The following is a 25,657-nucleotide window of genomic DNA, read 5'->3' as shown; positions in this document are numbered from 1 at the left end:
GGAGGATCAATGCTGGAATGGCGGAATCGCGTGGATTTCTTCGAGGATTTCGCAAAACATCGGGAGATATCCGCGCGCATTTGTCTCGACGCGACTCTCTTGCCGCGCGAGACTGGCGCATCGGCCGGAGGGCGGGACATGAGCGGAAACGGGCGCGATCTGGGGCGGCGGGGGCTTCTTGGGCTCGCGGTCTGCGGGCTGCTGGCGGGGCTTGGCGCCTATGGCGCGGGGCAGGAGGGGCTTGCGCGCGGGCTTTGGGCGGCGGGGGTGGTGCCGGTTCTGGCCGGGCTTGTCGTCGAGATCGTGCTGAGCCTGCGGCGCGGCGAGGTCGGGCTCGATGTCGTCGCGGCGCTGTCGATGAGCGCGGCGCTGATCTTCGGCGAGCCGCTGGCGGCGGCGGTGGTCGCGGTGATGTATGCGGGCGGCGCCTTTCTCGAAAGCTACGCCGAGGGCCGTGCGCGCGGGGCGATGCGTGCGCTTCTGGAGCGGGTGCCGCGCGAGGCCGGGCGGCTGCGGGGCGGGGTGCTCGAGGAGATCGCGCTCGATCAGATCGCGCCGGGCGACCGGCTTTTGGTGCGTCAGGGCGAGGTGGTGGCGGTCGACGGGCGGCTCGACAGCGCTCTCGGTTTTCTCGACACCTCCGCGCTCACCGGCGAGGCGATGCCGGTGCGGCTCGGGCGCGGGGCGGATCTCCTGAGCGGGGCGATGAATGCGGGCGACGCTTTCGAGATGATCGCGGCGCGGCCCGCCGCCGAGAGCACCTATGCCGGGATCGTGCGGCTCGTCGAGGCGGCGCAGGCCTCGAAAGCGCCGATGGCGCGGCTCGCCGATCGCTGGTCGATGGGGTTTCTGGCGGTGACGCTCGTGCTGGCCGGGGCGGCTTGGGCGGCCTCGGGCGATCCGGTGCGGGCGGTGGCGGTTCTGGTCATCGCGACGCCGTGTCCGCTGATCCTTGCGGTGCCGGTGGCGCTGGTCGCGGGGCTGTCGCGGGCGGCGCATTACGGGGTGCTGATCAAGGGCGCGGGGCCCTTGGAGGCGATGGCGCGGGGGCGGGTTCTGGTGCTCGACAAGACCGGCACGCTGACCGATGGCCGGCCGCAGATTGTCGCGATCGTGCCGGCGGCGGGGGTGGCCGAGGACGCGGTCTTGCGGGTGGCGGCGGGGCTCGATCAGGGCTCGAAACACCCGGTCGCGCAGGCGATCGTGGCGGCGGCGCAGGCGCGGGGGATGGTGCTTGCGCTGCCCGAGGGGCTTGCGGAGGCGCCGGGCGAGGGGGTTTCGGGGCGGTTTGAGGGCGGCGCGGCAGCGGTGGGGGGCGGCGCGTTCGTGGCGCGTGCGCTCGGGCTTGGTGCGGTGCCCGCGCCGCCCGGCGCGGCGCCGGGCGCGGTTTTGGTGGCGGTCGGCGGCGCGGGGCGGTTTCTCGGCTGGCTGGTGATGGCCGACCCGCTGCGCGCGGGGGCGGCGGATTTCGTCGCGGGGCTGCGGCGCGCAGGCGTGGGGCGGGTCGTGCTCGCCACCGGCGACCGGGCCGAGGTGGCCGAGGAGGTCACCCGCGGGCTCGGGCTCGATGCGCTGCGCGCCGGGCTCAGCCCCGATCAGAAGGTGCTCACCGTGCTCTCCGAGCGCAAATTCGGCCCGGTGATGATGGTGGGTGACGGGGTGAACGATGCGCCTGCGCTCGCGGCGGCGGATGTCGGCGTGGCGATGGGGGCGCGCGGCGCCGCCGCCTCGGCCGAGGCCGCCGATGTCGTCCTCCTCGTCGACCGGGTGGACCGGCTCCTGCCCGGGCTCGAGATCGCGCGGCGCGCCCGCGCGATTGCGCTGCAAAGCGCGGGTGTGGGGATCGGGCTTTCGGTGATCGGGATGGGGGTTGCGGCGGCGGGCGGGCTCGCGCCGGTCGAGGGCGCGATCTTGCAGGAGGTGATCGATGTCGCGGTGATCCTCAATGCGTTGCGCGCGCTCAGGATCGTGCCGCCGAGCGGGGAGCCGGGCGGCGATTAACCCCGCCGCGCGCCGGTGGCGGCGAGCGCGATCCCGCCCAGCGCCGCCGCCGCGCAGAGCGCCGCGACCGCGGGCCAGCCCCCCGCCGCCCAGAGCCAGCCCCCCGCCGAGCCGGTCAGCGCCGAACCCGCGTAATAGAAGAGCAGGTAGAGCGCCGAGGCATGGCCCTTGGCGCCCTCCGCCTCGGCGCCGACCGAGCCCGAGGCCACCGCATGGCCGATGAAAAACCCGGTGGTGATCAGCCCGATGCCCGCGAAAATCGCCCAAAGGGCCGCGGCGAGCGTCGCCGCGAGGCCCGCAAGGATCGTGACGAAGGCCGCGATCAGGAGCGGGCGGCGGCCGAGCCGGTCGGCGAGGCGCCCGGCGACGGTGGCCGAGACGATGCCGAAGCCGAAGGCCAAGAAAATCAGGCTCAGCGCGGTCTGGCCGAGGCTGTAGGGCGCGGCGGCGAGGCGGAAGGTGGCGTAGTTGAAGACGGTGACGAAGACCGAGGTCAGGCAAAAGCCGGTCGCATAGGCGCGGCGCAGCGCGGGGTTGGCGAGGTGGCGCGCCCAGAGCGCGAGATGGCTGGTGCGGGGGGCGGCGGCGCGCGGCCGGGCCGCGGGCAGGAGCCACGCAAAGCCGATCGCCGCGGCGAGGCAGAGCGCGCCGAGCCCCGCCATCGCCACCCGCCAATCGGCGAATTCGGTCAGAACGCCCATGCCGACGCGCCCCATCATCGCGCCAAAGGCGGTGCCGGCGATATAGAGCCCCATCGCGCGGCCGAGATCGCGCGGCTCGATTTCCTCGGCGAGCCAGGCCATCGCCACCGCCGGCACGCCGCCGAGCGCGAGCCCCTCGAGCGCGCGCGCGATCAGCAGGCTTTGCCAATCGGGCGCGGCGGCGGCGGCGAGGTTGAGCACCGCCGCCGCCAGCATCGAGGCGAGCATCACCGCCTTGCGCGGCAGGTTTTCCGCGTGCGCCCCGGTCGCCACGATCGCGACGGCGAGCGCGCCGGTGGTGAGCGAGAGTGCGAGCGAGGCCGTGGCCGGGGTGCGGCCGAAATGGGCCGCGAAGGTCGGCAGCAGCGGCTGGACGCAATAGATCAGCGCGAAGCTCGAGAAGCCGGCGAGAAAGAGCGCAAAGCCCGCGTGGCGCCAGGCGGGCGTATCGGCGGCGATGCGGGCGGCGGGGGCGAGCGGTTGGGCGAGCGGTTGGGCGGGGGCGAGGGTCATCGGGGCGGTCCTTTGTGGCACAAGATCCAGATAGCGCCCGCGTGGTGATTTATCTAATATATGAAACAGGTCTTCATCATAGCTTTCAGGTATCGCATGGAGCTGCGCCACATCCGCTATTTCCTCGCCGTCGCCGAGGAGCGCAATTTCACCCGCGCCGCCGAGCGGCTCGGCATCGCGCAGCCGCCGCTGAGCCAGCAGATCCGCGCGCTCGAGGCCGAGGTGGGCGCGCAGCTCTTCCACCGGGTGCCGCATGGCGCGGAGCTGACCGAGGCGGGGGCGGCGTTCCGGGCGCGGGTGGCGCAGATGCCGGGGCTCGCGCGCGAGGCGCTCGAGGCCGCGCGGCGGGCGGCGCGGGGCGAGGCAGGGGCGCTGGCGCTCGGCTTTACCGGGGCGGGGGCGCTCAACCCGGCGGTGCCGCGGCTGATCCGCACCTTCCGGCGCGAGCGGCCAGGGGTGGCGCTGCGGCTCGTCGAGGCCAATTCGATCGCGCTGCGCGAGGATCTGGTGGCGGGGCGGCTCGATGTGGCGCTGTTGCGGCCCGCGGCCTCGGACCCGGTCGAGATCACCTGCACGCCGCTCGTGGCCGAGCCGCTGATCGCGGCGGTGCCGCGCGCGCTCGACCCCGAGCCCGGGCGCGCCGATCTGGCGCTCGGCGATCTCGCCGATCTGCCCTTGATCCTCACCCCCCGCGCGATCGGGATCAGCTTGCATGATTGCGCGCTCGAGGCCTGCCGGGCGGCGGGGTTCGAGCCGGTGCTCGGCCAGCCCGCGCCGCAGATCGCCTCGATCCTGTCGCTCGTCGCGGCCGAGCTCGGCTTCTCGCTGGTGCCCGCCTCGATGCGCCAGCTCGCGATGGAGCGGATCGTCTACAAGACCCTGCGCGGGCCGCAGACCTCGGTCGCGATCGCGGCGGGGGTGCTGCGCGGGCCGCTCTCGCCCACCGCGGCGGCCTTCATTCAGCTGGTGCGCCGGCTTCGGGACGAATGATCCGCCGCATCACCTGCGCGAGGCGGGCGAGATCTTCGGCGAGCGGATTGGTCTTGCGCCAGACGAGCCCGAGCCGGCGCGAGGGGCGCGGCGCAGGCAGGCGGGTGAGCGCGACGGGCGCCGAACGCGCCTCGACCGCGACCGCCATCTCGGGGATCAGCGTCACGCCGAAGCCCGCGCCGACCATCTGCACAAGCGTCGCGAGCGAGCTGCCCTCCATGATCTCGCGCGCGCCCCGCGCGGGGAGCTTGCAAAACGACAGCGCCTGATCGCGGAAGCAATGCCCCTCCTCGAGGAGCAGGAGCCGCATCTCGCGCAGCCCCTCGGGGCCGGGCACCGGGCGGTCGGCATCGGCCTGCGCGCGCACGAGGACGAATTCCTCCTCGAGGATCGGCGCCTCGATCAGCGCGGGTTCGGAGATCGGCAGCGCGACGAGCGCGGCGTCAAGCCGGCCCTCGTGCAGGTCCGCGATGAGCTTCGAGGTGATCGCCTCGCGCGGGCGCAGCTCGAGGCCGGGCAGGGTGCGGCCAAGCCCGGTGATCAGCCGCGGCAAGAGATAGGGCGCGACGGTGGGGATCACGCCGAGCCGCAGATGGCCGGTGAGCGGCGTGCGCGCGGCGCGGGCCACCGCGTCGAGCTCATCGACCGAGCGCAGGATCGCGCGGGTGCGGGTGGCGAAATCCTCGCCGAGCGCGGTGAGGCGCGCGCCGCGCGGGCCGCGCTCGATGAGCGGCGCGCCGACCAGCGCCTCGAGCTCGCGGATCTGCACCGAAAGCGCGGGCTGGGTCACCGAGCAGGCCTCGGCCGCGCGGCCGAAATGGCCCTCGCGGGCGAGGGCGTCGAAATAGCGCAGATGTTTCATGGTCAGGCCAATCATAAGAAAATATTATCGACAGCCTCAGAATATGCAATTGGGATTTATCGAGGTCGGGCGCTAACCTTTCCCCATCGGCGTCGCATTGCGCCATTGGAGGGAAACATGACCAAGACGAACGAGACGGCGGGCAAATGCCCGGTGATGCATGGCGGCAATACCGCGCAAGGTGCCGGGGTGATGGCGTGGTGGCCCAATGCGCTCAACCTCGACATTTTGCACCAGCATGACCGCAAGACCGATCCGATGGGCGCGGGCTTCAACTATCGCGCGGCGCTGAAAGAGCTCGATGTCGCGGCGCTGAAGGCCGATTTGCGGGCGCTGATGCATGACAGCCAGGATTGGTGGCCGGCCGATTGGGGCAGCTATGTGGGCATGTTCGCCCGTGTGGCCTGGCATGCGGCGGGGTCGTACCGGCTCGCCGACGGGCGCGGCGGGGCCGGCACCGGCAACCAGCGTTTCGCGCCGCTCAATTCCTGGCCCGACAACGTCAACACCGACAAGGGCCGCCGGCTGCTCTGGCCGATCAAGAAGAAATACGGCAACAAGATCTCCTGGGCCGATCTGATGGTGCTCGCGGGCACGATCGCCTATGAGGAAGCCGGGCTGAAGACCTATGGTTTCGCCTTCGGGCGCGAGGATATCTGGCACCCGGAGAAGGACATCTACTGGGGCTCGGAGAAGGAATGGCTCGCGCCCTCGGATGGCCGCTATGGCGATGTGACGAAGCCCGAGACGATGGAAAACCCGCTCGCGGCGGTGCAGATGGGGCTGATCTACGTCAACCCCGAGGGGGTGAACGGCAAGCCCGATCCGGCGGCGACGGCGCTGCAGATGCGCGAGACTTTCGCGCGGATGGCGATGAACGATGAGGAAACCGTCGCGCTGACCGCGGGGGGCCATACGATCGGCAAATGCCACGGCAACGGCACGGTGGACGCGCTCTCGCCGGACCCGGAGGCCGCGGGGCCGGAGTTCCAGGGCCTGGGCTGGATGAACACCAAGGGCCGCGGGATCGGGCGCAACACCATGGTGTCGGGGATCGAGGGCGCCTGGACGACGAACCCGACGAAATGGGACATGGGCTATTTCGAGATGCTCTTCAACAATGAGTGGGAGCTGAAAAAATCGCCCGCCGGCGCGCATCAATGGGAGCCGGTGAACCTGCCCGAGGCGTTCATGGCGCCCGATGTCGAGGACCCCTCGATCAAGACCATGCCGATCATGACCGATGCCGACATGGCGCTGAAGGTCGACCCGATCTATCGCGCGATCTGCGAGAAATTCATGGCCGACCCGGCCTATTTCGACGAATGTTTCGCGAAGGCCTGGTTCAAGCTGACCCACCGCGACATGGGCCCGCGGGCGCGCTGGATCGGGCCGGATCTGCCGGCGGAAGACCTGATCTGGCAAGATCCGGTGCCCGCAGGCGCGACGGATTGGGATATCGGCGCGGTCAAGGCGGCGATCCGGGCCTCGGGGCTGGCGCGGGCCGATCTGATCGCGACGGCTTGGGATTCGGCGCGCACCTATCGCGGCTCGGATATGCGGGGCGGCGCGAATGGCGCGCGGATCCGGCTTGCGCCGCAAAACGGCTGGGAGGGCAATGAGCCCGAGCGGCTGGCGCGGGTGCTCGCGGTGCTCGAGCCGATTGCGGCGGCGCATGGGGCATCGGTCGCGGATGTGATCGTGCTGGGCGGTTCGGTCGCGGTCGAGGATGCGGCGGCCGAGGCGGGCTACCCGGTCGAGGTGCCGTTTGCGCCGGGGCGCGGCGACGCGAGCGCGGAGATGACCGATGTCGAAAGTTTCGCCGTGCTCGAGCCGCTGGCCGACGGGTTCCGCAACTGGGCCAAGAAGGATTACGTCGTCTCGCCCGAGGAGATGTTGCTCGACCGGGCGCAGCTGATGGGGCTCACGGCGCCGCAGATGACGGTTCTGATCGGGGGCATGCGGGCGCTTGGCGCCAATTACGGCGGCTCGCCCGATGGGGTGATGACCGACCGGGTCGGCGCGCTGACGCCCGATTTCTTCGTCAATCTGACCGATATGGCGAACGCTTGGGTGCCGGTCGGCAAGAACCGTTACGAGATCCGCGACCGGGCGACGGGGGCGGTGAAATGGACGGCGAGCCGGGTCGATCTGGTGTTTGGCTCGAACTCGGTGCTGCGGGCCTATGCCGAGGTCTATGCGCAGGACGATAACGCCGGCAAGTTCGTGGAAGATTTCGTGGCGGCTTGGGTGAGGGTGATGAATGCGGATCGCTTCGACCTGAGCTGACACGAAGTCGGGGCCGGGCGGATCTGGCCCCGGGCGCGCCGCCGCTGGTTTTTCCGGCGGCGGCGCGTTAGTTTTCGGCCCGGAGGTGGGCGATGGCACAGACGGAACGGGAAAAGATGCTCGCGGGGGAGCTTTATCTGGCGAGCGACCCGGAGCTCGTGGCGGCGCAGGCGCGCGCGCAGGAGCTGTTGGCGGCGTTCAACGGTGCGGCGCCGGGGGCCGAGGCCGAGCGGCGGGCGATCTTGCGCGATCTGCTGGGCGAGATCGGCGAGGGGGTGGTGATCAAGCCGAGCCTGCGGTGCGATTACGGCACCCAGATCCGCATCGGCGCGCGGACCTTCATCAATTATGATGCGGTGATGCTCGATTGCGCGGCGATCGAGATCGGGGCGGATGTGCAGATCGCGCCGGGGGTGCATCTTTACACCGCGACGCATCCGCTCGACGGGCCGCTGCGGCGCTCGGGGGCGGAGTTTGCCCTGCCGATTCGCATCGGCGACGGGGTCTGGCTCGGCGGCGGGGTGATCGTTTGCCCGGGCGTTACGATCGGGGCGAATACGGTCGTGGGGGCGGGCGCGGTGGTGACGAAGGATCTGCCGGCCAATTGCGTGGCGGCGGGCAACCCCTGCCGGGTGCTGCGCTTCTTGGGCGAGGACGGGCGCGACCCGGGGGCGGCGTGATGGAGCGCTTTGGCCCTGATGACATCCCCGATCTGCCCTGCCCGGAGAGTTTGGCGGCGGCGGCGGTGGATGTGTTGACGACCGCGGATGCGATGGAAAAGACCGGGAAATCGAGGGCTTATGCGCGGGCCTGGGTCGCGGGCCGGGCGGCGGGCGCGCCGATGCCGGTGGGGCAGGCCGCGCCGCCCTTGCGGCCGGCGCGGCCTGCGCGGCCCGAGTTGCTCGACCCGCGCGAGGTGCCGCGCCGCCGCCCGGGCTCGGAGGCGGGGCGGATCGCGCTGCTCCATGCGATCGCCCATATCGAGCTCAACGCGGTTGATCTGCATTGGGACATCATTGCGCGGTTCACCGATGTGCCGATGCCGCTCGGGTTTTACGACGATTGGGTGAAGGCGGCTGATGAGGAGGCCAAGCATTTCCGATTGGTGAGCGCGGGGCTCGCGTCGATGGGCAGCCACTATGGCGCGTTGGCGGCGCATGCGGGGATGTGGCGCGCGGCGGAGGATACGGCGGAGGATCTGCTCGGGCGGCTGACGGTGGTGCCGATGGTGCTCGAGGCGCGCGGGCTCGATGTGACGCCGGGAATGATCGAGATCTTTCGCAAGAGCAAACAGCCCGAGATCGTTGCGGCGCTCGAGGTGATCTATGCCGAGGAGGTGGGCCATGTCGCCTATGGCTCGAAATGGTTCAACTTTCTTTGTGGCCGGCACGACCGCGACCCGAAGGAGAGCTTCCATGCGCTGGTGCGGCGCTATTTCTTCGGGGCGTTGAAGCCGCCGTTCAACGAGGAAAAGCGGGCCGAGGCGGGGCTGCCGCCCGATTTCTACTGGCCATTGGTCGAGGGGGGCGCGCCTCAGCGAGGCTGAGGCGCGCGCGCGCTACGCGCGGGCGGGTCAGCCCGCCTGACGCAGCTCTTCTGCCGCCGCCTCGGTGCGGAACAGCATCATCGCATCGCGCAGCCCCTGCGCCATGTCGTTGAGGGTGCGGCTCGCCGCGGTCGTCTCTTCGAACATCGCCACATTTTGCTGGGTGACGTGGTCGAGCTGCTCGACCGAGCCGTTGATTTCCCCCAGCGCGCGGGATTGCTCATCGGTCGAGCGGGCGATTTCGGCGACGCGGGCGGTGATCTGTTCGACCGAGCTCGCGATCCGGTCGAGGGCGCCGACCATCCGGTTGACCAGATCCACGCCGTTCTTCACCTGCCGCTCCGAGGCATCGATGAGCCCGCTGATCTCCTGCGCGGAGGCAGCCGAGCGCTGGGCCAGATCGCGCACTTCGGAGGCGACGACGGCAAAGCCGCGCCCGGCCTCGCCCGCGCGCGCGGCCTCGACGCCGGCGTTGAGCGCGAGTAGGTTTGTCTGGAAGGCGATATCGTCGATCACCGAGGTGATCCGGGCGATCTGGTGCGAGCTTTGCTCGATCTGATGCATGGCCGAGATCGATTCCGTGACCACCGCCGTGCTCTCGCGCGCGAGCGTTTCGGCCGAGCGCGCGGCGCTCGCGGCGTCGGCGGCGACATGGGCGGCCGATTGCACCGAGGAGGTGAGCTCGTTGATCGCGGCGGCGGCATTGGCCAGCGAATGGGCTTGTTGTTCGGTGCGGCTCGAGAGGTTTTCGGCGGCGGCGCTGATATCCTCGATCTGGCCGCTGATTTCGGTCGAGCTGTTGAACGCCATGATGATCGCTTGCGCGAGTTGGGTGATCGCGGCGTTGAAATCATCGCTGAGCGAGGCGTAATCGGCGCCTTCGAGCGGTTGCAGGCGCACGGTCAGATCGCCCTGCGACAGCCGGTGCAGCGCCTCTTTCAACGCGCTGACGACGCGGGCCTGACGCTCGGCCTGGGCGGCGCGCTCGGCGGCGAGATCTTCGGAGGCGGCGATAGCGCGGGCGTTGGCCTCGGAGGCGGCGCGCGCGGTGGTCTCGGCTTCGGCGCGCAGGGTCTCGGCCTCGGCGGCGATCCGGTCGGCCTCGATGCGGCGGGCTTCGGCCTCAACCGCGGTGGCTTCGGCCTCGGCGCGGGCGCGTTCGGCCTCCACCGAGATCGCCTGGACCTCGGCGAGGCGCTCCTCGAGCGAGGCTAGCATCTGTTGACGGTTGCGCACGGCGAGCACGAGCACGACGGTTTCGGCGGCGACGATGGCGCCATGGACGAGGGTGCGCGAGACATTGGCGAGCAGGTCGGCGCCCGGGTAGAGCAGCCCCGGCATCGCGACCGAGAGGACCAGGTGATGCGCCACGATCGTGGCAGCGGCGAACACGATCGCGCGGATATCGACGAGGCGGATGATCACCGCGAGCAATGCGAAGAAGATCATGTGGCTGTCGACCTGCCACGGATGGCCGGTGAGCGCGCCGGTCAGCGCGATCGCCTGACCGACGGCGCCCTGGGCGAGCAGGGTGCGGCCGGTCGGCGTATCCCCCAGGCGCCAGCCGAGGAAGGCGACGGTAACGAAAATCGTCGAGACGCTGGCGGCGAAGGGCAGTGCGGTGCCGACCTGCCAGGCGATGGTGATCACCAGGACCGCGCCGAGCGCCGCCCCGAGCAAGAAGTTCAGCCGCGTGCGGGAGAGCAAATGTTCGAGTTCAGTTGTCATCATCCACCATCATCAGAGCCGCAGAGCCCGAGGGCAAAGTCGGCATTCATCACCAACCATCCCCCGGTTTCGATCAGGGCCTCGCGGGCCGCGGGGGAGGGGGCGGCGACGAGGTGGCCCCAGGGGGCCGAGCTTGGGCCGATCTCCCGCGCGCCGGCGCGCGAAATCACGGTGCCGGGGTCTCGCCAGGGCGGCACGATCACGATCCAGGGGCCTTCGCTGCGCGCATCGGGGGCGTGCAGCGCGGCCAGCGGGCCGACAAGGGCTGAAAACAGCAGGACAGAGAGTTCGATTCGCATGGAGGACCTTGCGATCAGACTATCGGGGCGGGGTTAACGACAGGTTTCGCGCTCTCGGACGCGGCGCGTTTCGGCCGGGGACGGTGACAGCGCCTCGGGCAAAGCGCAGGCGATCGCTGGCGCGCGGCGCGGCGTTGATCGGCTCTCGAAAAGGGAGGATGGCTGGGGCGGTAGGATTCGAAAGACTGTACTGACCGCCAAAGGGTTTCTGCCAAGACCGTTGGGCGTGGGGCAACGGGTGGGGCGACTAATTCTTTCCGATCCCCCTAAGTTTGGCGACCAGATAGAAATAGGCGGAGGTGCCAACGAAGGCGGGAATCGCAATTGCTTGACCCACGAAAGGGATGAAGTTGACACCTATCCCTGCGGCTCCACCCGCTAGCAATGCGGTCTTTAGGTCTGGGTCGATCTTGTCCCATGCAACGCCCGCCTTCTCTGCGGCAAGCTTGATGTCGTCACCGTCGAACTTGCCGTCACCGTTCACATCGGTCAGATAAAGTGAGATCCTGCGCGCTGTAGTGATGGCGGATCTGGTCGCCTCCTTGATCTTTCCAGCCGCTTCGCTGTCCACGGCGGCCCCAGTCTCTTTGATGGCGCGTTCATAGATCTGGTGGACCAAATCTGTTGATCCACTGAACTTTTCTTTTATTCTGCTCCACATACTGTAGGTCCATCATGGGAAATACTGAAGGCTAGCCCTGGATTGCAGCACATTTCCTGAACACTTCTCTCTCAGGGCTTCGGTCAATAAGGGCTACGTTCGCGTACTCGGCAATACGAATTTGGACGTCACCAGTTGCGAAGATTTCGGTTCGTGAGAGTTGCACATTCCCACCCGCGACACTCGTGTCAATTCGAGTTCCATCGGATCGAACTTCTTGCTGAACATCGCGACGATTAGTCAGCCAGCCTTCCATGGGGTTTAGACCATCCATCATGCAATCGCGAAAAGCATCTACGTTCGTCACTTTTGCCTTAGCCGCAACAGGGAAACGTTCAGTAACTTCTGCGGTCGGGTAGCAAGCAGAAAGAAGAGCCGCAATCGCACCCAAACATAAAATTCGATTCATCGGGCGCTCCATTGGTTACCGAGGAAAGTCACCTGTTTAGGTCCGCTTCGCAATAGGCAACTTCGCCCCACCCCAAGAAAACTGAGGAAGCTCCCGTATCTGAAATAGGAAGCAGAAACAGGAGTATATCCGATGAAAGCGATCGTCACCCTCGGCTTGGCCGGGGGTTTTCTTTTTGCAGTGCGGGGCTGGATCAGCCTTTTTCTGGTGGTCTGGGTGGCAGGCAGGATCAGCCATGGGCTGGCTATGGCCTTGTTCAAAGAGTGCCTCAAGGCAGGGTGGTTCGATGAAACCCGGTGACGTGGTGGTGATCGGGGCCTTTGACGAGGTGCCAGAGCATTGGTTCTGGGTGGAGACGGTGGAAGACGACCATGTGACCGGGGTGGCCTTAAGCGGACCACTGGCGGGGGAGTATGGGGAACCAGACCTTTCGATGATTATCAAGGTCTTGGGGCCAGACGAGGCACGGCAGGGAACTTAGCAATCCCTCTAAGCCGAAGAACCAAATCAGAAAAATCAGCAACAACCAAACATTGGGGCAAAGGCCCCAGATGGAGGACGCATGTCTGTTCGTATCCAGTATGCCTATCTGAAACAGCAAACGTGGCTTTACCGTCGCAACTACCCCAAGGAACTGCAACCCGTGCTTGGGCAGGCCTTCAAACAGTCGCTGAAGACGGGTGACGCAAGGGTCGCCAAGGCGAGGGCCGCTGAAGTCAACGCCAAGTATGAGGAGATCATCACCAAGGCCAAGGCAGGGGGGCTGGTAGAAAAGCCGCAACCTGTTCAAGTGGCTGTGCCTGCCTTTGCACCAGTGACGGTCATAGGCAGGGTCAGCGTGGGGGAATTGGCCAAGCAATATCTGAACCGCCGCTCTAACGAGTTGCAGCATGGCGGGTTCAAGTCTGTCCGCTTCTCGGTTGGGTTGTTTGTGTCTTGCTTTGGGGCACGTCCAATTGGGGCGATCAGTCGGGACGACGCCTTGGTGTTTACGCGCAAGGTGGCAGGGCTTGGGCGGCATGTTGGCAAGTCCTACCGGACCAAAGGCTATGGGCTGGACAGGCTTCTGGCGGCCAGTGAGGGGGAGAGGATCAGCCCCCAAACCCAAAGACGGATCGTGTCTCAGGTCGGTCACTTCCTGGACTGGGTGGTCTATGAAGGGCAGGTCGCAACCAACCCCTTCAAGACGGTGCGGGTAGAAGCCAAGGGGAAACCCAATCACTATGAGGCCATGACAGATGAGGAGGTGCTGCGCCTGCTTGCGCTGAATGATCCAAAGATCGGGGCTGTCTTGCAGGTCTGTTTGCTGACGGGGCTAAGGGCGGGGGAAGCGGCTGGGTTGGTTCGCGGCGATCTGATCTTGAAGGGCAACTTGGGCTGGTTCGCTTGGATCAGACCCAACGAGGTTCGGACGTTGAAGACTGATGCAGCGGAACGGTTCATTCCCTTACATTCTGCGCTGACGCCTCTGCTGGCCAGTCTACCCAAGGAAGGGCGGCTGTTTCCCGCCTTGTCGGTCAATGCCATCACCAAACGCTTTGCTGTTCTGCGAGAAGAGGCAGGGATCAACAGGCAAGGGGTGGTGTTTCATTCCTCTCGCAAGTGGTTCGTGACGCAATGCGAGCGGGCTGGCGTGCCTGAACATTTCACCGCGTCAATCGTTGGTCATCAGTCGGCAAGGTCAGAGAACCGGATGACCTATGGCATCTACTCAGCCGGGATCAGCGATGAGCAGAAGCGGGGGATTGTCGAGAAGCTGGGGTTGCCATGCCGCCACTGAAACCCATCCCAGACATCGACGCGTTCGAGGAGAGGGCCGCTATCATCCAGTATGATGGCGGTCTTTCTCGTTCTGAGGCTGAGAACCGCGCGGCCCAAGCCCAAGGGTTCAGGGATGCCGAGCACTATTGGCAAGTCTTGGCCGACTATGTGGTGAGCCGCAAACTGCCCTAACCAAAGCCTCGGCGGCCATGCTGCCGGGGCTACAACGTGTCAAAGATGGCGGCTGGATCGGCACCTATGGCCCGGCATAGATGCAAAAACTCGACCACGTCTAGACGGCGCTCGCAGCCTTCGACTTTGGCAACGAAGGACTGAGGGCGTTGAAGCCTGTCGGCAAGGGCCTGTTGGGTCAAGCCAGCAGATTTCCTCGCAGCCTTAAGGGCTTCGATGAGCTTTTGATACTCCTCGTCGTAGATGCTCTTCGCCAACTGCGCATTCCGTTTGACCGGTTTCAACGGCAGCGGTAATTCCAGAACAGAATAATCCCAAATCAGGATAAATATTTGATAGGGCTGGAGTTAGCTCCCTCAGGCCAAGGGGGCAGCGCAAAGATCACCAAACAAAACGGGTTAGCTGGGGTGACCCCTCAACCCAGAACCATCAATCAACGGAGACTGATCAATGAACACCTTTGTTATGGCCCTGTGCTTGGGCTACGCAGCCAGCGATATCTGCAACACCATGACGGACGAGCCGGCCCTGTATGATGACCTTGCCGAATGCCAGAGCGAGGCGTCTTGGCAGACCAAGATCAATGCGGAGGGGGACGAGCACTGGGAGTGCCTACGCTTCGATGGGCGGGAAATCTACACCTACGTTGAAACGACCAAACGGTAAGGGGGTAGAGATGAGCTTGGTATCAATTTTGGTGCGCGTGGCCCTGACTGCTGCGATCCTTGCGTTTGCCCTGCTGATTGCCAGTGGGTGGGACAGTCATCAGCGTGAAATCGTAGTTGAGGTATGGAAGTTCGGCATCATCGTCGCACTGCTAGCTCTGGCGGGCGTCACAGGTATCATTTGGACCTTCAGGACCAAGTGGTTTGGGGTTGCCATTCGTCTGACCCTCTCGATTCCCTTGATGGCTTGTATGTTTATCATGGTGGTATGGGTCAGCCCGCCCTTTGAAAAGGCGGTAAGCATGGCTTTCAAAGGGGCCGTCGTCGTGGCGCTCGCATCGCTCTACTTTACCCTTTGGTATTACTGGCCAGAGAAGAAGAAAAACTAGCAATCACCCTCGGCAGCTTCGGTTGCCGGGGGTAACCACTTTGCTTTTTTCATCGTTTCTGAAGGATCATTGGTAACTTGGTAGGGTGAGGGGCCTAGGTTTTGGGGGCGTCCTCGGGTGGCTTGGGAGGCCTGTTTTTGGGTCGGGCAAGGGCGGGGAAACGGGGCGAAGTTGGCGCGTTTGGGTCGACTCGATAAGTTGCTGATAAATAACAATAATCTACCAGCGTGCGTTAATAGAGAACAGCACCTCTGGATTTGACCCGAAATCGGCCTCTCAGAGCGTCGGTTTGAGGTGCTTTGGTTCTTGATCCACCAAGTAATTTATCAGGAAAATAACAATGACAGTAACGATGATGAAGCCGCATATTGTTGCGGCGCAGGGCTTTGACCCTGAACACCTCACCACCCTATCGCGCGCGCTGGCAAGCTGGTTCGTCAGGCTGGATAACAGCTTCTTCGACGTGGACGACCTTGGACACAAGCGCTCACGGGTCGATGTTGAACACGTTGCGGTGATCCGGTTCCAAGAGGAGTTCCCCGGCATCCCGTTGAATAACGTGCTGCTGAGTGCGGTCCTCAAGCGGGCGATCCATACACGCCATACCGTGATCGACGAAACCATTCTGCCTTGGAACGGGCGGGTCGTCTGCCGTCCTGGTGATCGTCGGCGGATTATCGTCGAACGTGGGGTGGCCACCATCAACGCGTGGAAGGAGCCAGCTTATCGGCGGTTTGGCGTTGGTGATGCCGAATACGGCGTGGCAGGTGAGTTCTTCGACTGGTTCTTCACCAGACCGGCAGAGAAGGAAATGTTCCTGAACTGGCTGGCGTGGTCGCTGCAGAACGAAGGGGATAAGCCAAACTGGGCACCGTTCTTCTACTCGGCCAAGATGGGCACGGGCAAGAGTGCGCTGGGTCGCTTGCTGATCCGGCTCTTTGGCGAGGCAAACGCGATCACCCAGAACAATATCGACAAGCTGACCGGGCGGTTCAACATGACGCTTCTGCGCAGTAAACTGGTCGTCTGTGAGGAGGTCAATCTTCGGCCCGGTAGCGGGGATGCCAATACGCTCAAGACCTACATCACCGAGAAGTTCACGGCGGGGGAGGCCAAGGGCAAGGAAACGGAACGCGTGGAGCAACGAGTATGCTTGGTTCTGACCAGCAATCACATGCCGTTCTGGATCGAGCCTGAAGATCGGCGGTATTACATCGTCAACGTCGATCACGAGGGATATGCACGGGGGCCACGGGCAGAGGAGTTCGCGGCCTTGGTAGGTCGGTTGGAGGACTGGTCAGCGGACCCGGCCAATATCGCCCGCCTCTATAACGCGCTGATGCAGCGGCAGTTGCAAGCGGACTTCTCGGCCAAGACGCTGAACGTCGATACCCATGGCACCGAGATCATGCGGCAGGTGTTCGGCAACGGGCGAGCTACGATCCTTGACCAGTTGAAGGAGCATCTGGACGCCAAACGGCAACACGCCATCGCAGAGACTGACGTGGTGGAGGTGGTGACGGGTAAGCTTCATGCCAACATCAACACGACCAAGCATTTGATGTCTGACTTGGGTTGGAGCAAGTCTGCCGTGAAGTGGGGTGGGATCGATTATGCCCGCGCGCTTTGGGTGAGGCCCGGTTACGTGGTTGAACGCGGCAAGATCTTCGGGCCAGATGGCTTTGAGGAAGCGCTAGGTCAGCACCTGAATGACGAGGTGGAGGTGATCCGATGACGGGGTTCAGCTATGCCGACGCATCGCAGCAGTGGTTCGCGGTGGTATTGGCAGACCATGGGGAGGAGGCTCGTTCGCGGGCCTTCGCCTTGGTTGAAGCGGGGGATACAACTGAAAGCGGCTGTATCGAGACGCCAACGCAGGATGCCAGACGGGTGCGGTTCATGGGGCGGCAGATGCCAGCCTATCGGTTTATCTTCTGCATCCTGAACGGGGTTGAGGCGGGTTATGACGATGTGGTTCGTCACCGCTGCAACAACAAGCGCTGTATTAATCCGCTGCACCTGGAGTTGGGATCACGCGGAGAGAACCTGCAGGATGAGCGGGACTTCGCTGCGAATGGGGTGGATTTTGGTTTGCTGTAGGGGGCGTTACACTGGCCCCCGCCAACATCCAAACCCGACACCCGTAACACCCGCCTGGGGCATCCCGTGGGGCAAACGCCCCCACCACGCCAGAACCAAGTTATTGGAAAGGTTGACGCCACGAACGAAAAGGGAGGATGGCTGGGGCGGTAGGATTCGAACCTACGGTGCGCGGTACCAAAAACCGGTGCCTTACCACTTGGCTACGCCCCAACGTGGGGCGGTGTTTAGCCAAGGCCGCGGGGGGCCGCAAGAGGGAAAATCGAGAAATTTCATTGCGGCGGTTTCGCGCCCGGCCTATGCCGCGAGGATGGAAAGATTTGACCTTGTAATCCTTGGGGCCGGCGCGGCGGGGCTCTTTTGCGCGGGGGCGGCGGCGCGGCGCGGGCGGCGGGTCGTGGTGCTCGATCATGCTGCGCGGCCGGGCGAGAAGATTCGCATCTCGGGCGGTGGGCGGTGCAATTTCACCAACCGCGAGCTGACGCGGCAGAATGCGGCGGAGCGATTCGTCTCGGAAAATCCGCGCTTTGCGCTGTCGGCGCTGAGCCGCTTCACGCCCGCCGACATGATCGCGCGGCTCGATCGGGCGGGGATCGCCTGGCATGAGAAACATCGCGGGCAGCTCTTTTGCGACGGCAAGGCGACGCAGGTCGTCGAGATGCTGGTCGAGGATCTGCGCGCCGGGGGGGGCGAGCTGCGGCTGGGCACCTCGGTCGCGGGGCTCGAGCGCTTGGGCGAGGGCTTTGTCGTCGAGACCTCGGGCGGGCCGATTGCGGCGGAGCGCGTGGTGGTGGCGACGGGCGGCAAGTCGATCCCGAAGATGGGGGCGAGTGCGCTGGGCTACAAGATCGCCGAGAGTTTCGGGCTTGCGCTTGTCGAGACGCGGCCGGGGCTCGTGCCGCTGACCTTTGCCGAGCAGGATCTGGCGCGCACGGCGCCGCTTGCGGGGATCGCGCGGGCGGCACGGGTGCGGCGCGGCAAGGTGGCTTTCGACGAGGATCTGCTGTTCACCCATCGCGGGCTCTCGGGGCCGGCGATCTTGCAGATCTCGAGCTATTGGCGGGAGGGCGACGCGCTCGAGATCGACCTCGCGCCGGGGCGCGACATCGCGGCCGAGCTCGCGCAGATCCGCGCCGAGCAGGGGCGGATCGCGATCCAGACCGCGCTCGGGCGGCTCGTGCCGGAGAAGCTCGCGCAGTTTGTCGTGGCCGAGGCGGGGCTTGCGGGGCGGCTTGCGGATCAGAACAATCGCGCGCTCGAGCGGCTGGCGGGGCAGGTGCATCGCTGGCAGGTGCGGCCGGTGGGCTCGGAGGGCTATCGCACCGCGGAGGTGACGCTGGGCGGGGTTTCGACGGCGGAGCTCGACGCCAAGACGCTCGAGGCCAAGCGCGTGCCGGGGCTGCATTTCATCGGCGAGGTGGTCGATGTGACGGGCTGGCTCGGCGGGTATAATTTCCAATGGGCCTGGGCTTCGGCCTGGGCGGCGGGGCAGGTGGCCTGAGCCGCCCGCCCCCGCCGGGGCTCAGCTCGAGACCTGTTCGCGCAGGATCGAGGCGGTGAGCGAGAGCATCAGATAGATCCCCGAGAAGATCAGGAAGGCGAGCAGCGTGTTCTCGAAGGCGCGCGGATAAGTGGGCGCATCGGGGGCCACCGGGCGCACGCCCATCTCGAGGTAGCGCACCTGCTTGTTGGCCTCGATCCGCGCGGTCTCGTTTTGTTGCGCGGCGGCCGAGAGCAGCATCTGGCGGGTCTCGAGCTCGGCCTCGGCGATGCGCAGCTGGCCGGTGATCGAGGCGAGCGATTCATTCGAGGCGCCCTTCACGGTGAGCTGAGCGCGCAGCTCGCCGATCAGCTTCTCGAGCCGCGCGATATCGCCCTTCACCCCGGAGACGCGCGCCGCATTCGGGCTCGGGTTGTCGAGCAGCTGGCCAAGCTCGAGGCGCTTCTTCTGCAGCTCGCTTTCAAAGCCCGAGACCTGGCTCATCACGAGGCTGTTTTCCGAGGCCGGGTCGAGGATGCCCACCTGTTCTTGCAGCTCGAGCACCTTGGCCTGGGCGGCAAAGACCTTCGCCTCGGCGTCCTCATAGCTCTCGCGCGCGCCCTTCATCTGATCCTCGCGCAGCCGCGCGGTAAGCTGGTCGACCTGTTCCTCGGCGTAAGAAATCAACGATTCCGAGAACTTGCGCGAGACCTCCGGGTCGGCGGCGATGACTTCCATCTTCACCAGCCCCTCCGAAGGGTCATAGCCGATCTTCACCATCCGCTTGTAGAGCTTGTAGGCATCTTCGTTGGTGGCGCCCGGCTCGAGCCGTTGCAGCGGGTCGATCGAGGGCTGTTCGAAATGCGCCTTGAAGCCCTGATCGGCATCGAGGCGCAGCATCGCATCGCGCGATTGCATGTAACTTTGCACCGTCACCGAATCCTGGTTGGTGGCGAGCTGGGTGCCGGAAAACAGCCCCGCAAGCCCCGAGCCGCCCGCGACGCCATCGGCCTTCTGGATCACGAATTCGGCCTTCGTGGCATACATCGGCGTCGCCATCACGAAGTAATAATAGGCCGCGACGATGGTCGGCAGGAAGACGAAGAAGCTCAGCCGCGCCATCAGCAGCGCGAGCCGGCGGCGGCGGCGGCGGGCGATGTCGCGCTGGATGCGGATGATCTCTCGCGCGCGCTGGTCTTCGTTCAGCACTTCGGTCGAGGGGACTTGCCCGGGCGCCATGGTCTGCGGCAGTTGCACCCGGGTATCGGCGCCCGCGCCGTCGATGCGCGCGAGCGCGCGGGTGGTGGCGGAGCCGTCCTCCTCCTTGTCGGGGCGCACCATCGCAAGGATGTTCGAGCGGTCGAACGGGTCGATGCCGGCGCGGCGCAAGAGCCGCACCGCCTCGAAATCCGAGGTCGCCTCGATCCCGTGCTTTTGCGCCATCCGCCGCGCGAGGCGCAGCTGGCGGCCGGTCAGGCCCTCGGCGCGGATCGCGGCGATTTCCTCCTCGGCGGTCATCTGGTTGGGCGCGATCACCGCATCGCCCTCGGCAGGCGCGGGGGCGGGGGCGGCGGCGGTCGGGAAGCGGGTGTCGCCAAAGCCGTCGTCTTGCGGCTCGAACATGTCCTCGGGCGCGATCTCGCGGGCCGCGCGGGCGCGCCGCCCGGCGGGGGCGGCGGCGGTTGCGGCGCCCGATGCGGCGGCCGAAGCGGCGGGGCCCGCCGGCGTCGCGGGGCGCACCGCCGCCTCCGGCGCGAGCGTGGCATTGGCCGCGCCCACCGTTTCGGCGGCAGGTTTCGGGGCGCCCGCCCCGGCCAGCACCGGCGCGTTGCGGCGGATGCGATATTTGGTCGCTTTAGGTTGCATAGTCATACATCCGCTTCGCTTCTTCCAGAGTATCGAACATGTAAAGCTGGCCGTTGTGCAAGACCGCGGCCGAGCGGCAGAATTTTTCCAGCGTCGAGGGCTGGTGGGAGACGACGACGACGGTGGCGTCGCGCAGCCGGTCCTTCAGGATCGAGCCGGCCTTGCGGTTGAACTCGACATCGGTGGTCGAGGGCATGCCCTCGTCGATCAGATAGATATCGAATTCGAGCGCGAGCAGCAGCGCGAAGGTGAAGCGCGAGCGCATGCCTGAGCTGTAAGTGCCCACCGGCATGTCGAAATATTCCGCGATCCCGGTCAGCCAGCGGCAGAAGGCCTCGATATAATCGGGGTCGAGCCCGTAAAGCCGCGCGATGAAGCGGGCGTTTTCGCGCGCGGAATGTTTGTTGACCACCCCGCCCATGAAGCCGAGCGGAAACGACACCCGGCAGGTCTTGCGGATCTCGCCCTCGTCGGGTTTCTCGAGCCCGGCCATCATGTTGATGATCGTGGTCTTGCCGGTGCCGTTGGGGGCGAGAATGCCGAGGCTGTTGCCGAGCTCCACGCGGAAGCTCGCGCGATCAAGGATCACCTTGCGCTGCTTGCCCGTCCAGAAGGACTTGCTGACATTGTCGAACTCGAGCATCGCGTGCTGCTGCCTCGTTGCACCGGCTTGTCTCAGGATGCAGGTGTCTGGTTAATAAATCGCCCTATCGTAACTTTCGGGCAAGAATATGTCCGATTGCGACAAAGATACAGGGGCGGGCGGGTTTGTTTCCAGCCCGGAAACCAGATGGAGCGACTCGAGACGGAGATCCGGGGCTGTGGCCTCTGCGCGGCGCAGTTTGGCGCGAGCGCGACGGCCCATGCGCCGCGGCCGGTGGTCTGGTTCCGGCCCGGGGCGCGGATCTTGATCGCGGGGCAGGCGCCGGGCGCGCGGGTCCATGCCTCGGGGCGGCCCTTCACCGATGCTTCGGGCGAGCGGTTGCGCGACTGGATGGGGGTGAACGAGGCGGCGTTCTACGACCTCGCCCGGGTCGCCATCGTGCCGATGGCCTTCTGTTTCCCGGGCTATGATGCGAAAGGCGCCGATCTGCCGCCGCCGCCGATCTGCGCGGCGCGCTGGCGGGCGCGGGTGCTGGCCGAGCTCGGCCCGGTCGATCTGACGCTCCTCGTCGGCGGCGCGGCGCAGCGCTGGCATCTGGGCGCGCGCGCGGTCACCGCCACCGTCGCCGCGTGGCAAAACCACGCTCCGCGCGTCTTTCCCTTGCCTCATCCGTCGTGGCGCAATACGGCATGGCTCAAACGCAACCCCTGGTTCGCGGCCGATCTGCTGCCGGCCCTGCGCGCCCGGGTGAAGGAGGTTCTGCGATGACGCCCTATGATCGCGCCCATGCGGCGATGGAAGCCGACCCGGAGAATGAGGCGGCGCGGCTGGCGGTCTTTGACCGGCTGGCGGATGCCGAGCTGTTTCTGCTACTCGAGGAAGAGCCCGAGGGCGACGATATCCGCCCGCAGGTGTTCGAGACCGAGGAGGGGGATTTCGTGCTCGCCTTCGATCTCGAGGAGCGGCTGGCGGCGTTTTCGGACGGCGAGCCCGCGCCCTATGCGGCGCTGCCGGGGCGGGTGATCGCGCATCATCTCGCGGGCGAGGGGGTGGGGCTTGGCATCAACCTCGGCGTGGCGGAGTCGGCCTTTCTGCTGCCGCCCGAGGCGCTTGAGTGGCTGACCCATACGCTCACCCACACCCCCGAAGAGGCGCAGGCGCGGCCGGTGGCCTTCGACGCGCCGGCGCTGCCGCCCGGGGCGCTGGCGCTGCTCCTGCCGGCCTTCGAGGCGAAATTCGATCAGCTGATGGGGCTGGCGAGCCATGCGCTCCTCGGTGGCGTGACCTATGAGGGCGGGCGGCGCGGCCATGTGCTGGCGATCCTCGGCGCGCCCGAAGCCGCGCGGCCCGGGATCGCGAAAGCGATGGCCGAGGCGCTGGCGTTCTCCGGGCTCGAGGCGGGCGAGCTCGACGTGACCTTCCTCGAGGAGACCGACCCGGCGGCGCAGATCCTCCTCGAAAAGGCGCTGGTGCTGCATCTGCCCGAGATCGTCGAGGAAGACCCCGAGGAGCGCAAACCCGCCGCGCCGGGGATGGACCCGACAAAACCGCCGATCCTGCGGTTCTGACCGGGCAGGGGGCGCGGCCCCCTCGGCGCCCGGGCTCAGCGCAGCCCGATTTCGGCGAGTGCGGCCTGCAGCTCGCGCGGCAGGACATCCTCGCGGTCGCGGCCTTTGGCGAGGTCGCGCGGGGCGTCCTCGGGGGCGAGGTAGCGCCAGCCCTGGAACGGCCGGCGCGGCAGTGCCTCGGTGCGCACCACCTCGCGGTCGAGCACGATCGCGCAGCGGGTGATGCCATCGGCGCCGGGGCGTTCCTCGAGGCCGAGGATCCGTTGGCGGGCCAGGATCACCCCCTTGAACACCCAGTAGAGCGAGCCGCCGTCGAGGATTTCTTCGCTGCGTTTGGGCCACATGCGGGTGACATGGGCGGCCGGGCCGGTGCCGTAATGGGCCGCCTGCCAGGCGAGCAGGTCCTCGACCCGCTCGGCGCCCACGCAGAGTTTGAGGAGGTGAATCATCATCATGCCCTTGTCGGTTTCGCCTTCACAGATAGGCCGCCGGGGGCGCCAATGCAAATCTCTCAGGTTTTCAGGCAGATTGGCGCTGGAAAGCGGAAAACACCTGATGTAGGGTATCCCCCGCCCCCCGCACCACTAGATGTATACGGGGGCTTTGCCATTTCATGTGGGCGCCACGACCCGCAAGAGACCCCAGGACAGGAAAAACCAAGCGGGCAAAACCCCTTGGGACAGGACAGAGGACATCCATGAGCCGTTTCGCCGCCCCCATCGCCGAGCAGATCTGGGACATGAAATATCGTCTGAAGGAGGCCGATGGCACGCCGGTGGATCTCACCGTCGAGGACAGCTGGCGGCGCATCGCGCGCGCGCTCGCGAGCGTCGAGGCCGACCCGGCGCTTTGGGAGGAGCGGTTCTATGGCGCCCTCGAAGGGTTCAAATATCTCCCCGCCGGGCGGATCATCGCGGGCGCGGGCACCGGGCGGGCGGTGACGCTGTTCAACTGTTTCGTGATGGGCACCGTGCCCGACAGCATGTCGGGGATCTTCGACATGCTCAAGGAAGCCGCGCTGACCATGCAGCAGGGCGGCGGCATCGGCTATGATTTCTCGACGATCCGGCCGCGCGGCGCCGAGGTCAAGGGCGTGGCGGCCGATGCCTCGGGGCCGCTCTCCTTCATGGATGTCTGGGATGCGATGTGCCGCACGATCATGTCGGCGGGCTCGCGCCGCGGCGCGATGATGGCGACGATGCGCTGCGACCACCCCGATATCGAGCAATTCATCACCGCCAAGCAGGATTCGGCGCGGCTGCGGATGTTCAACCTCTCCGTGCTGGTCACCGACCCGTTCATGGAGGCGGTGAAGGCCGATGGCTCGTGGGATCTGAAATTCGGCGGCAAGATCTACCACACCGTCAAGGCGCGCGATCTGTGGAACAAGATCATGCGCGCGACCTATGATTTCGCCGAGCCGGGCGTGATCTTCATCGACCGCATCAACCAGATGAACAACCTCGGCTATATCGAGGAGATCTGCGCGACGAACCCCTGCGGCGAGCAGCCGCTGCCGCCCTATGGCGCCTGTCTGCTCGGCTCGATCAACCTCGCCACGCTGGTCGCGCGGCCCTTCGAGGCGGATGCCGAGCTCGATCCGGTGCGGCTCGAGGAGCTGGTGGCGCTGGCGGTGCGGATGATGGACAATGTCGTCGATGCGTCCCGCTTCCCGCTGCCGCAGCAGGCCGAGGAGGCCACCAACAAGCGCCGCATCGGGCTCGGCGTGACCGGGCTTGCCGATGCGCTTTTGATGCTCGGGCTGAAATACGGCACCGACGAGGCTGCGGCGCAGACCGAGGCCTGGATGAAGGCGATCGCGCGGGCGAGCTATCTCGCCTCGGTCGAGCTCGCCAAGGAGAAGGGCGCCTTCCCGCTCTTTGACGCCGAGAAATACCTCGCCTCGGGCAATATGATGCAGATGGACGAGGACGTGCGCGCCGCGATCCGCACCCATGGGATCCGCAACGCGCTCCTGACCTCGATCGCGCCGACGGGGACGATTTCGCTCTATGCGGGCAACGTTTCCTCGGGGATCGAGCCGGTCTTCGCCTATGCCTATACCCGCAAGGTCTTGCAGAAGGATGGCTCGCGGACCGAGGAAGAGGTCGTCGATTACGCGGTGCAGATGTGGCGCGACAAATTCGGCGACAAGGCGCTGCCGGAGTATTTCGTCAACGCCCAGACGCTCGCGCCGATGGCGCATGTGAAGATGCAGGCGGCGGCGCAGAAATGGATCGACTCGTCGATTTCCAAGACGATCAACTGCCCCGAGGATATCTCGTTCGACGATTTCAAGGATGTCTACATGGCGGCCTGGGATCAGGGCTGCAAGGGCTGCACGACCTATCGCCCGAATGATGTGACGGGCTCGGTGCTCACCGTTTCGGAAAGCTCGGAGAAGGCGCCCGAGGCCGACACCGGCGCCGAGGTGGTTTACCTCACCGAGCCGCTCGACCGCCCCGCCGCGCTCGAGGGCGCGACCTACAAGCTGAAATGGCCGGGCTCGGAACACGCGATCTACATCACCGTGAACGATATCGTGCAGGGCGGGCATCGGCGGCCCTTCGAGGTGTTCATCAACTCGAAGAACATGGAGCATTACGCCTGGACGGTGGCGCTGACGCGGATGGTCTCGGCGGTGTTCCGGCGCGGGGGCGATGTGAGCTTTGTCGTCGAGGAGCTGAAGGCGGTCTTCGATCCGCGCGGCGGCGCCTGGATCCAGGGGCAATATATCCCCTCGATCCTCGCCGCGATCGGCGGCGTGATCGAGCGGCATCTGGTCGCGATCGGCTTCATCGCGGGCGAGGGGATGGGGCTGAAGAGCGACCCGAAGGCCGAGGCGATGGTGGTCGGCGAGGCGCCGCGCGGGGCGGCCTGCCCGAGCTGCGGCTCCTATGCGATGCGCAAGGTCGAGGGCTGCATGACTTGCGCCGATTGTGGGCATAGCAAATGCGGCTGAGGCCGGTGCGGCCCGCGGGGCGCTGAGCCCGCTCGGGATCTGGACGCGCCGTCGGGCCCCCCGGCGGCGCT

Annotated in this window: 25 protein-coding genes and 1 tRNA gene; 16 read left to right on the top strand and 10 right to left on the bottom strand. The window is 66.3% G+C overall.

The features are described 5' to 3' along the window. Positions 1-138 precede the first annotated feature (138 nt). Positions 139-2,001 (top strand): heavy metal translocating P-type ATPase, encoded by a 1,863-nt coding sequence (locus LPB142_RS12100; protein WP_071167243.1) that lies wholly within the window; start codon positions 139-141, stop codon positions 1,999-2,001. Here the strand turns inward: LPB142_RS12100 and LPB142_RS12095 are convergent. Then, positions 1,998-3,215 carry an MFS transporter gene (locus LPB142_RS12095; RefSeq protein WP_071166530.1) on the bottom strand — a complete coding sequence of 406 codons (1,218 nt, stop codon included), beginning with the start codon at positions 3,213-3,215 and terminating at the stop codon, positions 1,998-2,000. The genes LPB142_RS12100 and LPB142_RS12095 overlap by 4 nt on opposite strands. A 96-nt stretch (positions 3,216-3,311) precedes the next feature. Between LPB142_RS12095 and LPB142_RS12090 the strand changes: the two genes are divergently transcribed. Next, entirely contained in the window at positions 3,312-4,205 is an 894-nt protein-coding gene (locus tag LPB142_RS12090) for a LysR family transcriptional regulator (protein ID WP_068765799.1), read from the top strand. On the opposite strand, the gene LPB142_RS12085 is transcribed toward LPB142_RS12090, so the two are convergent. After that, complete coding sequence (locus LPB142_RS12085; RefSeq protein WP_071166529.1) at positions 4,171-5,082, bottom strand: hydrogen peroxide-inducible genes activator; 912 nt, start codon at positions 5,080-5,082, stop codon at positions 4,171-4,173. The two genes, LPB142_RS12090 and LPB142_RS12085, sit on opposite strands and share 35 nt — an antisense overlap. A 102-nt stretch (positions 5,083-5,184) precedes the next feature. Here LPB142_RS12085 and katG point away from each other — a divergent pair, with 102 nt between their 5' ends. The 3 genes from katG (at position 5,185) to LPB142_RS12070 (ending at position 8,902) form a co-directional block, all read left to right on the top strand. After that, positions 5,185-7,356 (top strand): catalase/peroxidase HPI, encoded by a 2,172-nt coding sequence (gene katG / locus LPB142_RS12080; protein ID WP_071166528.1) that lies wholly within the window; start codon positions 5,185-5,187, stop codon positions 7,354-7,356. Positions 7,357-7,448: 92 nt separating this feature from the next. Continuing rightward, on the top strand, positions 7,449-8,036 hold the full coding sequence (locus tag LPB142_RS12075) for a sugar O-acetyltransferase (RefSeq protein ID WP_071166527.1): 588 nt from the start codon (positions 7,449-7,451) through the stop codon (positions 8,034-8,036). Beyond that, positions 8,036-8,902, top strand: a complete 867-nt coding sequence (locus LPB142_RS12070) for a ferritin-like domain-containing protein (protein WP_071166526.1) — start codon at positions 8,036-8,038, stop codon at positions 8,900-8,902. Before LPB142_RS12075 ends, LPB142_RS12070 begins: the two co-directional genes overlap by 1 nt. A gap of 27 nt (positions 8,903-8,929) precedes the next feature. Here the strand turns inward: LPB142_RS12070 and LPB142_RS12065 are convergent, their stop codons facing one another. From LPB142_RS12065 to LPB142_RS12055, 3 genes are all read right to left on the bottom strand, one after another. Further along, positions 8,930-10,630: a methyl-accepting chemotaxis protein gene (locus LPB142_RS12065; RefSeq protein ID WP_156894377.1), complete on the bottom strand. Its 1,701-nt coding sequence runs from the start codon at positions 10,628-10,630 to the stop codon at positions 8,930-8,932. Then, on the bottom strand, positions 10,630-10,929 hold the full coding sequence (locus tag LPB142_RS12060; RefSeq protein ID WP_071166524.1) for a hypothetical protein: 300 nt from the start codon (positions 10,927-10,929) through the stop codon (positions 10,630-10,632). Before LPB142_RS12060 ends, LPB142_RS12065 begins: the two co-directional genes overlap by 1 nt. Positions 10,930-11,176: 247 nt before the next feature. Continuing rightward, on the bottom strand, positions 11,177-11,590 hold the full coding sequence (locus LPB142_RS12055; protein WP_156894376.1) for a hypothetical protein: 414 nt from the start codon (positions 11,588-11,590) through the stop codon (positions 11,177-11,179). A 541-nt stretch (positions 11,591-12,131) separates the two neighbouring features. Between LPB142_RS12055 and LPB142_RS19095 the strand changes: the two genes are divergently transcribed. From LPB142_RS19095 to LPB142_RS12045, 3 genes are all read left to right on the top strand, one after another. Beyond that, positions 12,132-12,299, top strand: coding sequence for a hypothetical protein (locus tag LPB142_RS19095; RefSeq protein WP_156894374.1), 168 nt, complete (start codon positions 12,132-12,134; stop codon positions 12,297-12,299). Further along, a complete protein-coding gene (locus LPB142_RS12050; protein WP_071166522.1) occupies positions 12,286-12,480 on the top strand; it encodes a hypothetical protein in 195 nt (64 codons plus the stop codon). The genes LPB142_RS19095 and LPB142_RS12050 overlap by 14 nt, the downstream gene beginning before the upstream one ends. Before the next feature lie 81 nt (positions 12,481-12,561). Beyond that, positions 12,562-13,779, top strand: a complete 1,218-nt coding sequence (locus LPB142_RS12045; RefSeq protein ID WP_071166521.1) for a DUF6538 domain-containing protein — start codon at positions 12,562-12,564, stop codon at positions 13,777-13,779. Positions 13,780-13,981: 202 nt separating this feature from the next. On the opposite strand, the gene LPB142_RS12035 is transcribed toward LPB142_RS12045, so the two are convergent. Then, positions 13,982-14,209 carry a helix-turn-helix domain-containing protein gene (locus tag LPB142_RS12035; protein WP_071167242.1) on the bottom strand — a complete coding sequence of 76 codons (228 nt, stop codon included), beginning with the start codon at positions 14,207-14,209 and terminating at the stop codon, positions 13,982-13,984. Between the two features lie 193 nt (positions 14,210-14,402). Here LPB142_RS12035 and LPB142_RS12030 point away from each other — a divergent pair, with 193 nt between their 5' ends. From LPB142_RS12030 to LPB142_RS12015, 4 genes are all read left to right on the top strand, one after another. Continuing rightward, positions 14,403-14,618 (top strand): hypothetical protein, encoded by a 216-nt coding sequence (locus LPB142_RS12030; RefSeq protein WP_071166519.1) that lies wholly within the window; start codon positions 14,403-14,405, stop codon positions 14,616-14,618. 10 nt (positions 14,619-14,628) lie between these two features. Further along, positions 14,629-15,006: a hypothetical protein gene (locus LPB142_RS12025; protein WP_071166518.1), complete on the top strand. Its 378-nt coding sequence runs from the start codon at positions 14,629-14,631 to the stop codon at positions 15,004-15,006. Positions 15,007-15,346: 340 nt separating this feature from the next. After that, positions 15,347-16,741 (top strand): primase-helicase family protein, encoded by a 1,395-nt coding sequence (locus tag LPB142_RS12020; RefSeq protein WP_071166517.1) that lies wholly within the window; start codon positions 15,347-15,349, stop codon positions 16,739-16,741. Then, positions 16,738-17,106 carry an HNH endonuclease family protein gene (locus tag LPB142_RS12015; protein ID WP_071166516.1) on the top strand — a complete coding sequence of 123 codons (369 nt, stop codon included), beginning with the start codon at positions 16,738-16,740 and terminating at the stop codon, positions 17,104-17,106. Before LPB142_RS12020 ends, LPB142_RS12015 begins: the two co-directional genes overlap by 4 nt. A 138-nt stretch (positions 17,107-17,244) precedes the next feature. Here the strand turns inward: LPB142_RS12015 and LPB142_RS12010 are convergent. Further along, a tRNA-Gln gene (locus LPB142_RS12010) sits at positions 17,245-17,319 on the bottom strand. Between the two features lie 97 nt (positions 17,320-17,416). Here LPB142_RS12010 and LPB142_RS12005 point away from each other — a divergent pair. After that, positions 17,417-18,607, top strand: a complete 1,191-nt coding sequence (locus LPB142_RS12005) for a BaiN/RdsA family NAD(P)/FAD-dependent oxidoreductase (RefSeq protein ID WP_071166515.1) — start codon at positions 17,417-17,419, stop codon at positions 18,605-18,607. A gap of 21 nt (positions 18,608-18,628) precedes the next feature. Here the strand turns inward: LPB142_RS12005 and LPB142_RS12000 are convergent, their stop codons facing one another. Beyond that, positions 18,629-20,458, bottom strand: a complete 1,830-nt coding sequence (locus LPB142_RS12000) for a capsule biosynthesis protein (RefSeq protein ID WP_071166514.1) — start codon at positions 20,456-20,458, stop codon at positions 18,629-18,631. Then, positions 20,442-21,095: an ABC transporter ATP-binding protein gene (locus LPB142_RS11995; protein WP_068765808.1), complete on the bottom strand. Its 654-nt coding sequence runs from the start codon at positions 21,093-21,095 to the stop codon at positions 20,442-20,444. The genes LPB142_RS12000 and LPB142_RS11995 overlap by 17 nt, the downstream gene beginning before the upstream one ends. 147 nt (positions 21,096-21,242) lie before the next feature. Between LPB142_RS11995 and LPB142_RS11990 the strand changes: the two genes are divergently transcribed. Together LPB142_RS11990 and LPB142_RS11985 are read left to right on the top strand one after the other, a co-directional pair. Then, entirely contained in the window at positions 21,243-21,824 is a 582-nt protein-coding gene (locus LPB142_RS11990) for a uracil-DNA glycosylase family protein (protein ID WP_071166513.1), read from the top strand. Next, a complete protein-coding gene (locus tag LPB142_RS11985; RefSeq protein WP_068765810.1) occupies positions 21,821-22,624 on the top strand; it encodes an SseB family protein in 804 nt (267 codons plus the stop codon). Before LPB142_RS11990 ends, LPB142_RS11985 begins: the two co-directional genes overlap by 4 nt. A 35-nt stretch (positions 22,625-22,659) precedes the next feature. On the opposite strand, the gene LPB142_RS11980 is transcribed toward LPB142_RS11985, so the two are convergent. After that, positions 22,660-23,079 (bottom strand): DUF1489 family protein, encoded by a 420-nt coding sequence (locus LPB142_RS11980; RefSeq protein ID WP_394328598.1) that lies wholly within the window; start codon positions 23,077-23,079, stop codon positions 22,660-22,662. A 242-nt stretch (positions 23,080-23,321) separates the two neighbouring features. Between LPB142_RS11980 and LPB142_RS11975 the strand changes: the two genes are divergently transcribed. After that, positions 23,322-25,586, top strand: a complete 2,265-nt coding sequence (locus LPB142_RS11975; RefSeq protein WP_071166512.1) for an adenosylcobalamin-dependent ribonucleoside-diphosphate reductase — start codon at positions 23,322-23,324, stop codon at positions 25,584-25,586. Positions 25,587-25,657: the final 71 nt, after the last annotated feature.

This window comes from Rhodobacter xanthinilyticus, assembly GCF_001856665.1.
GTDB classification, from domain to species: domain Bacteria; phylum Pseudomonadota; class Alphaproteobacteria; order Rhodobacterales; family Rhodobacteraceae; genus Rhodobacter; species Rhodobacter xanthinilyticus.
The sequence above is the reverse complement of the archived record's forward strand: the minus strand, read 5'-3'. Positions and strand labels throughout refer to the sequence as shown.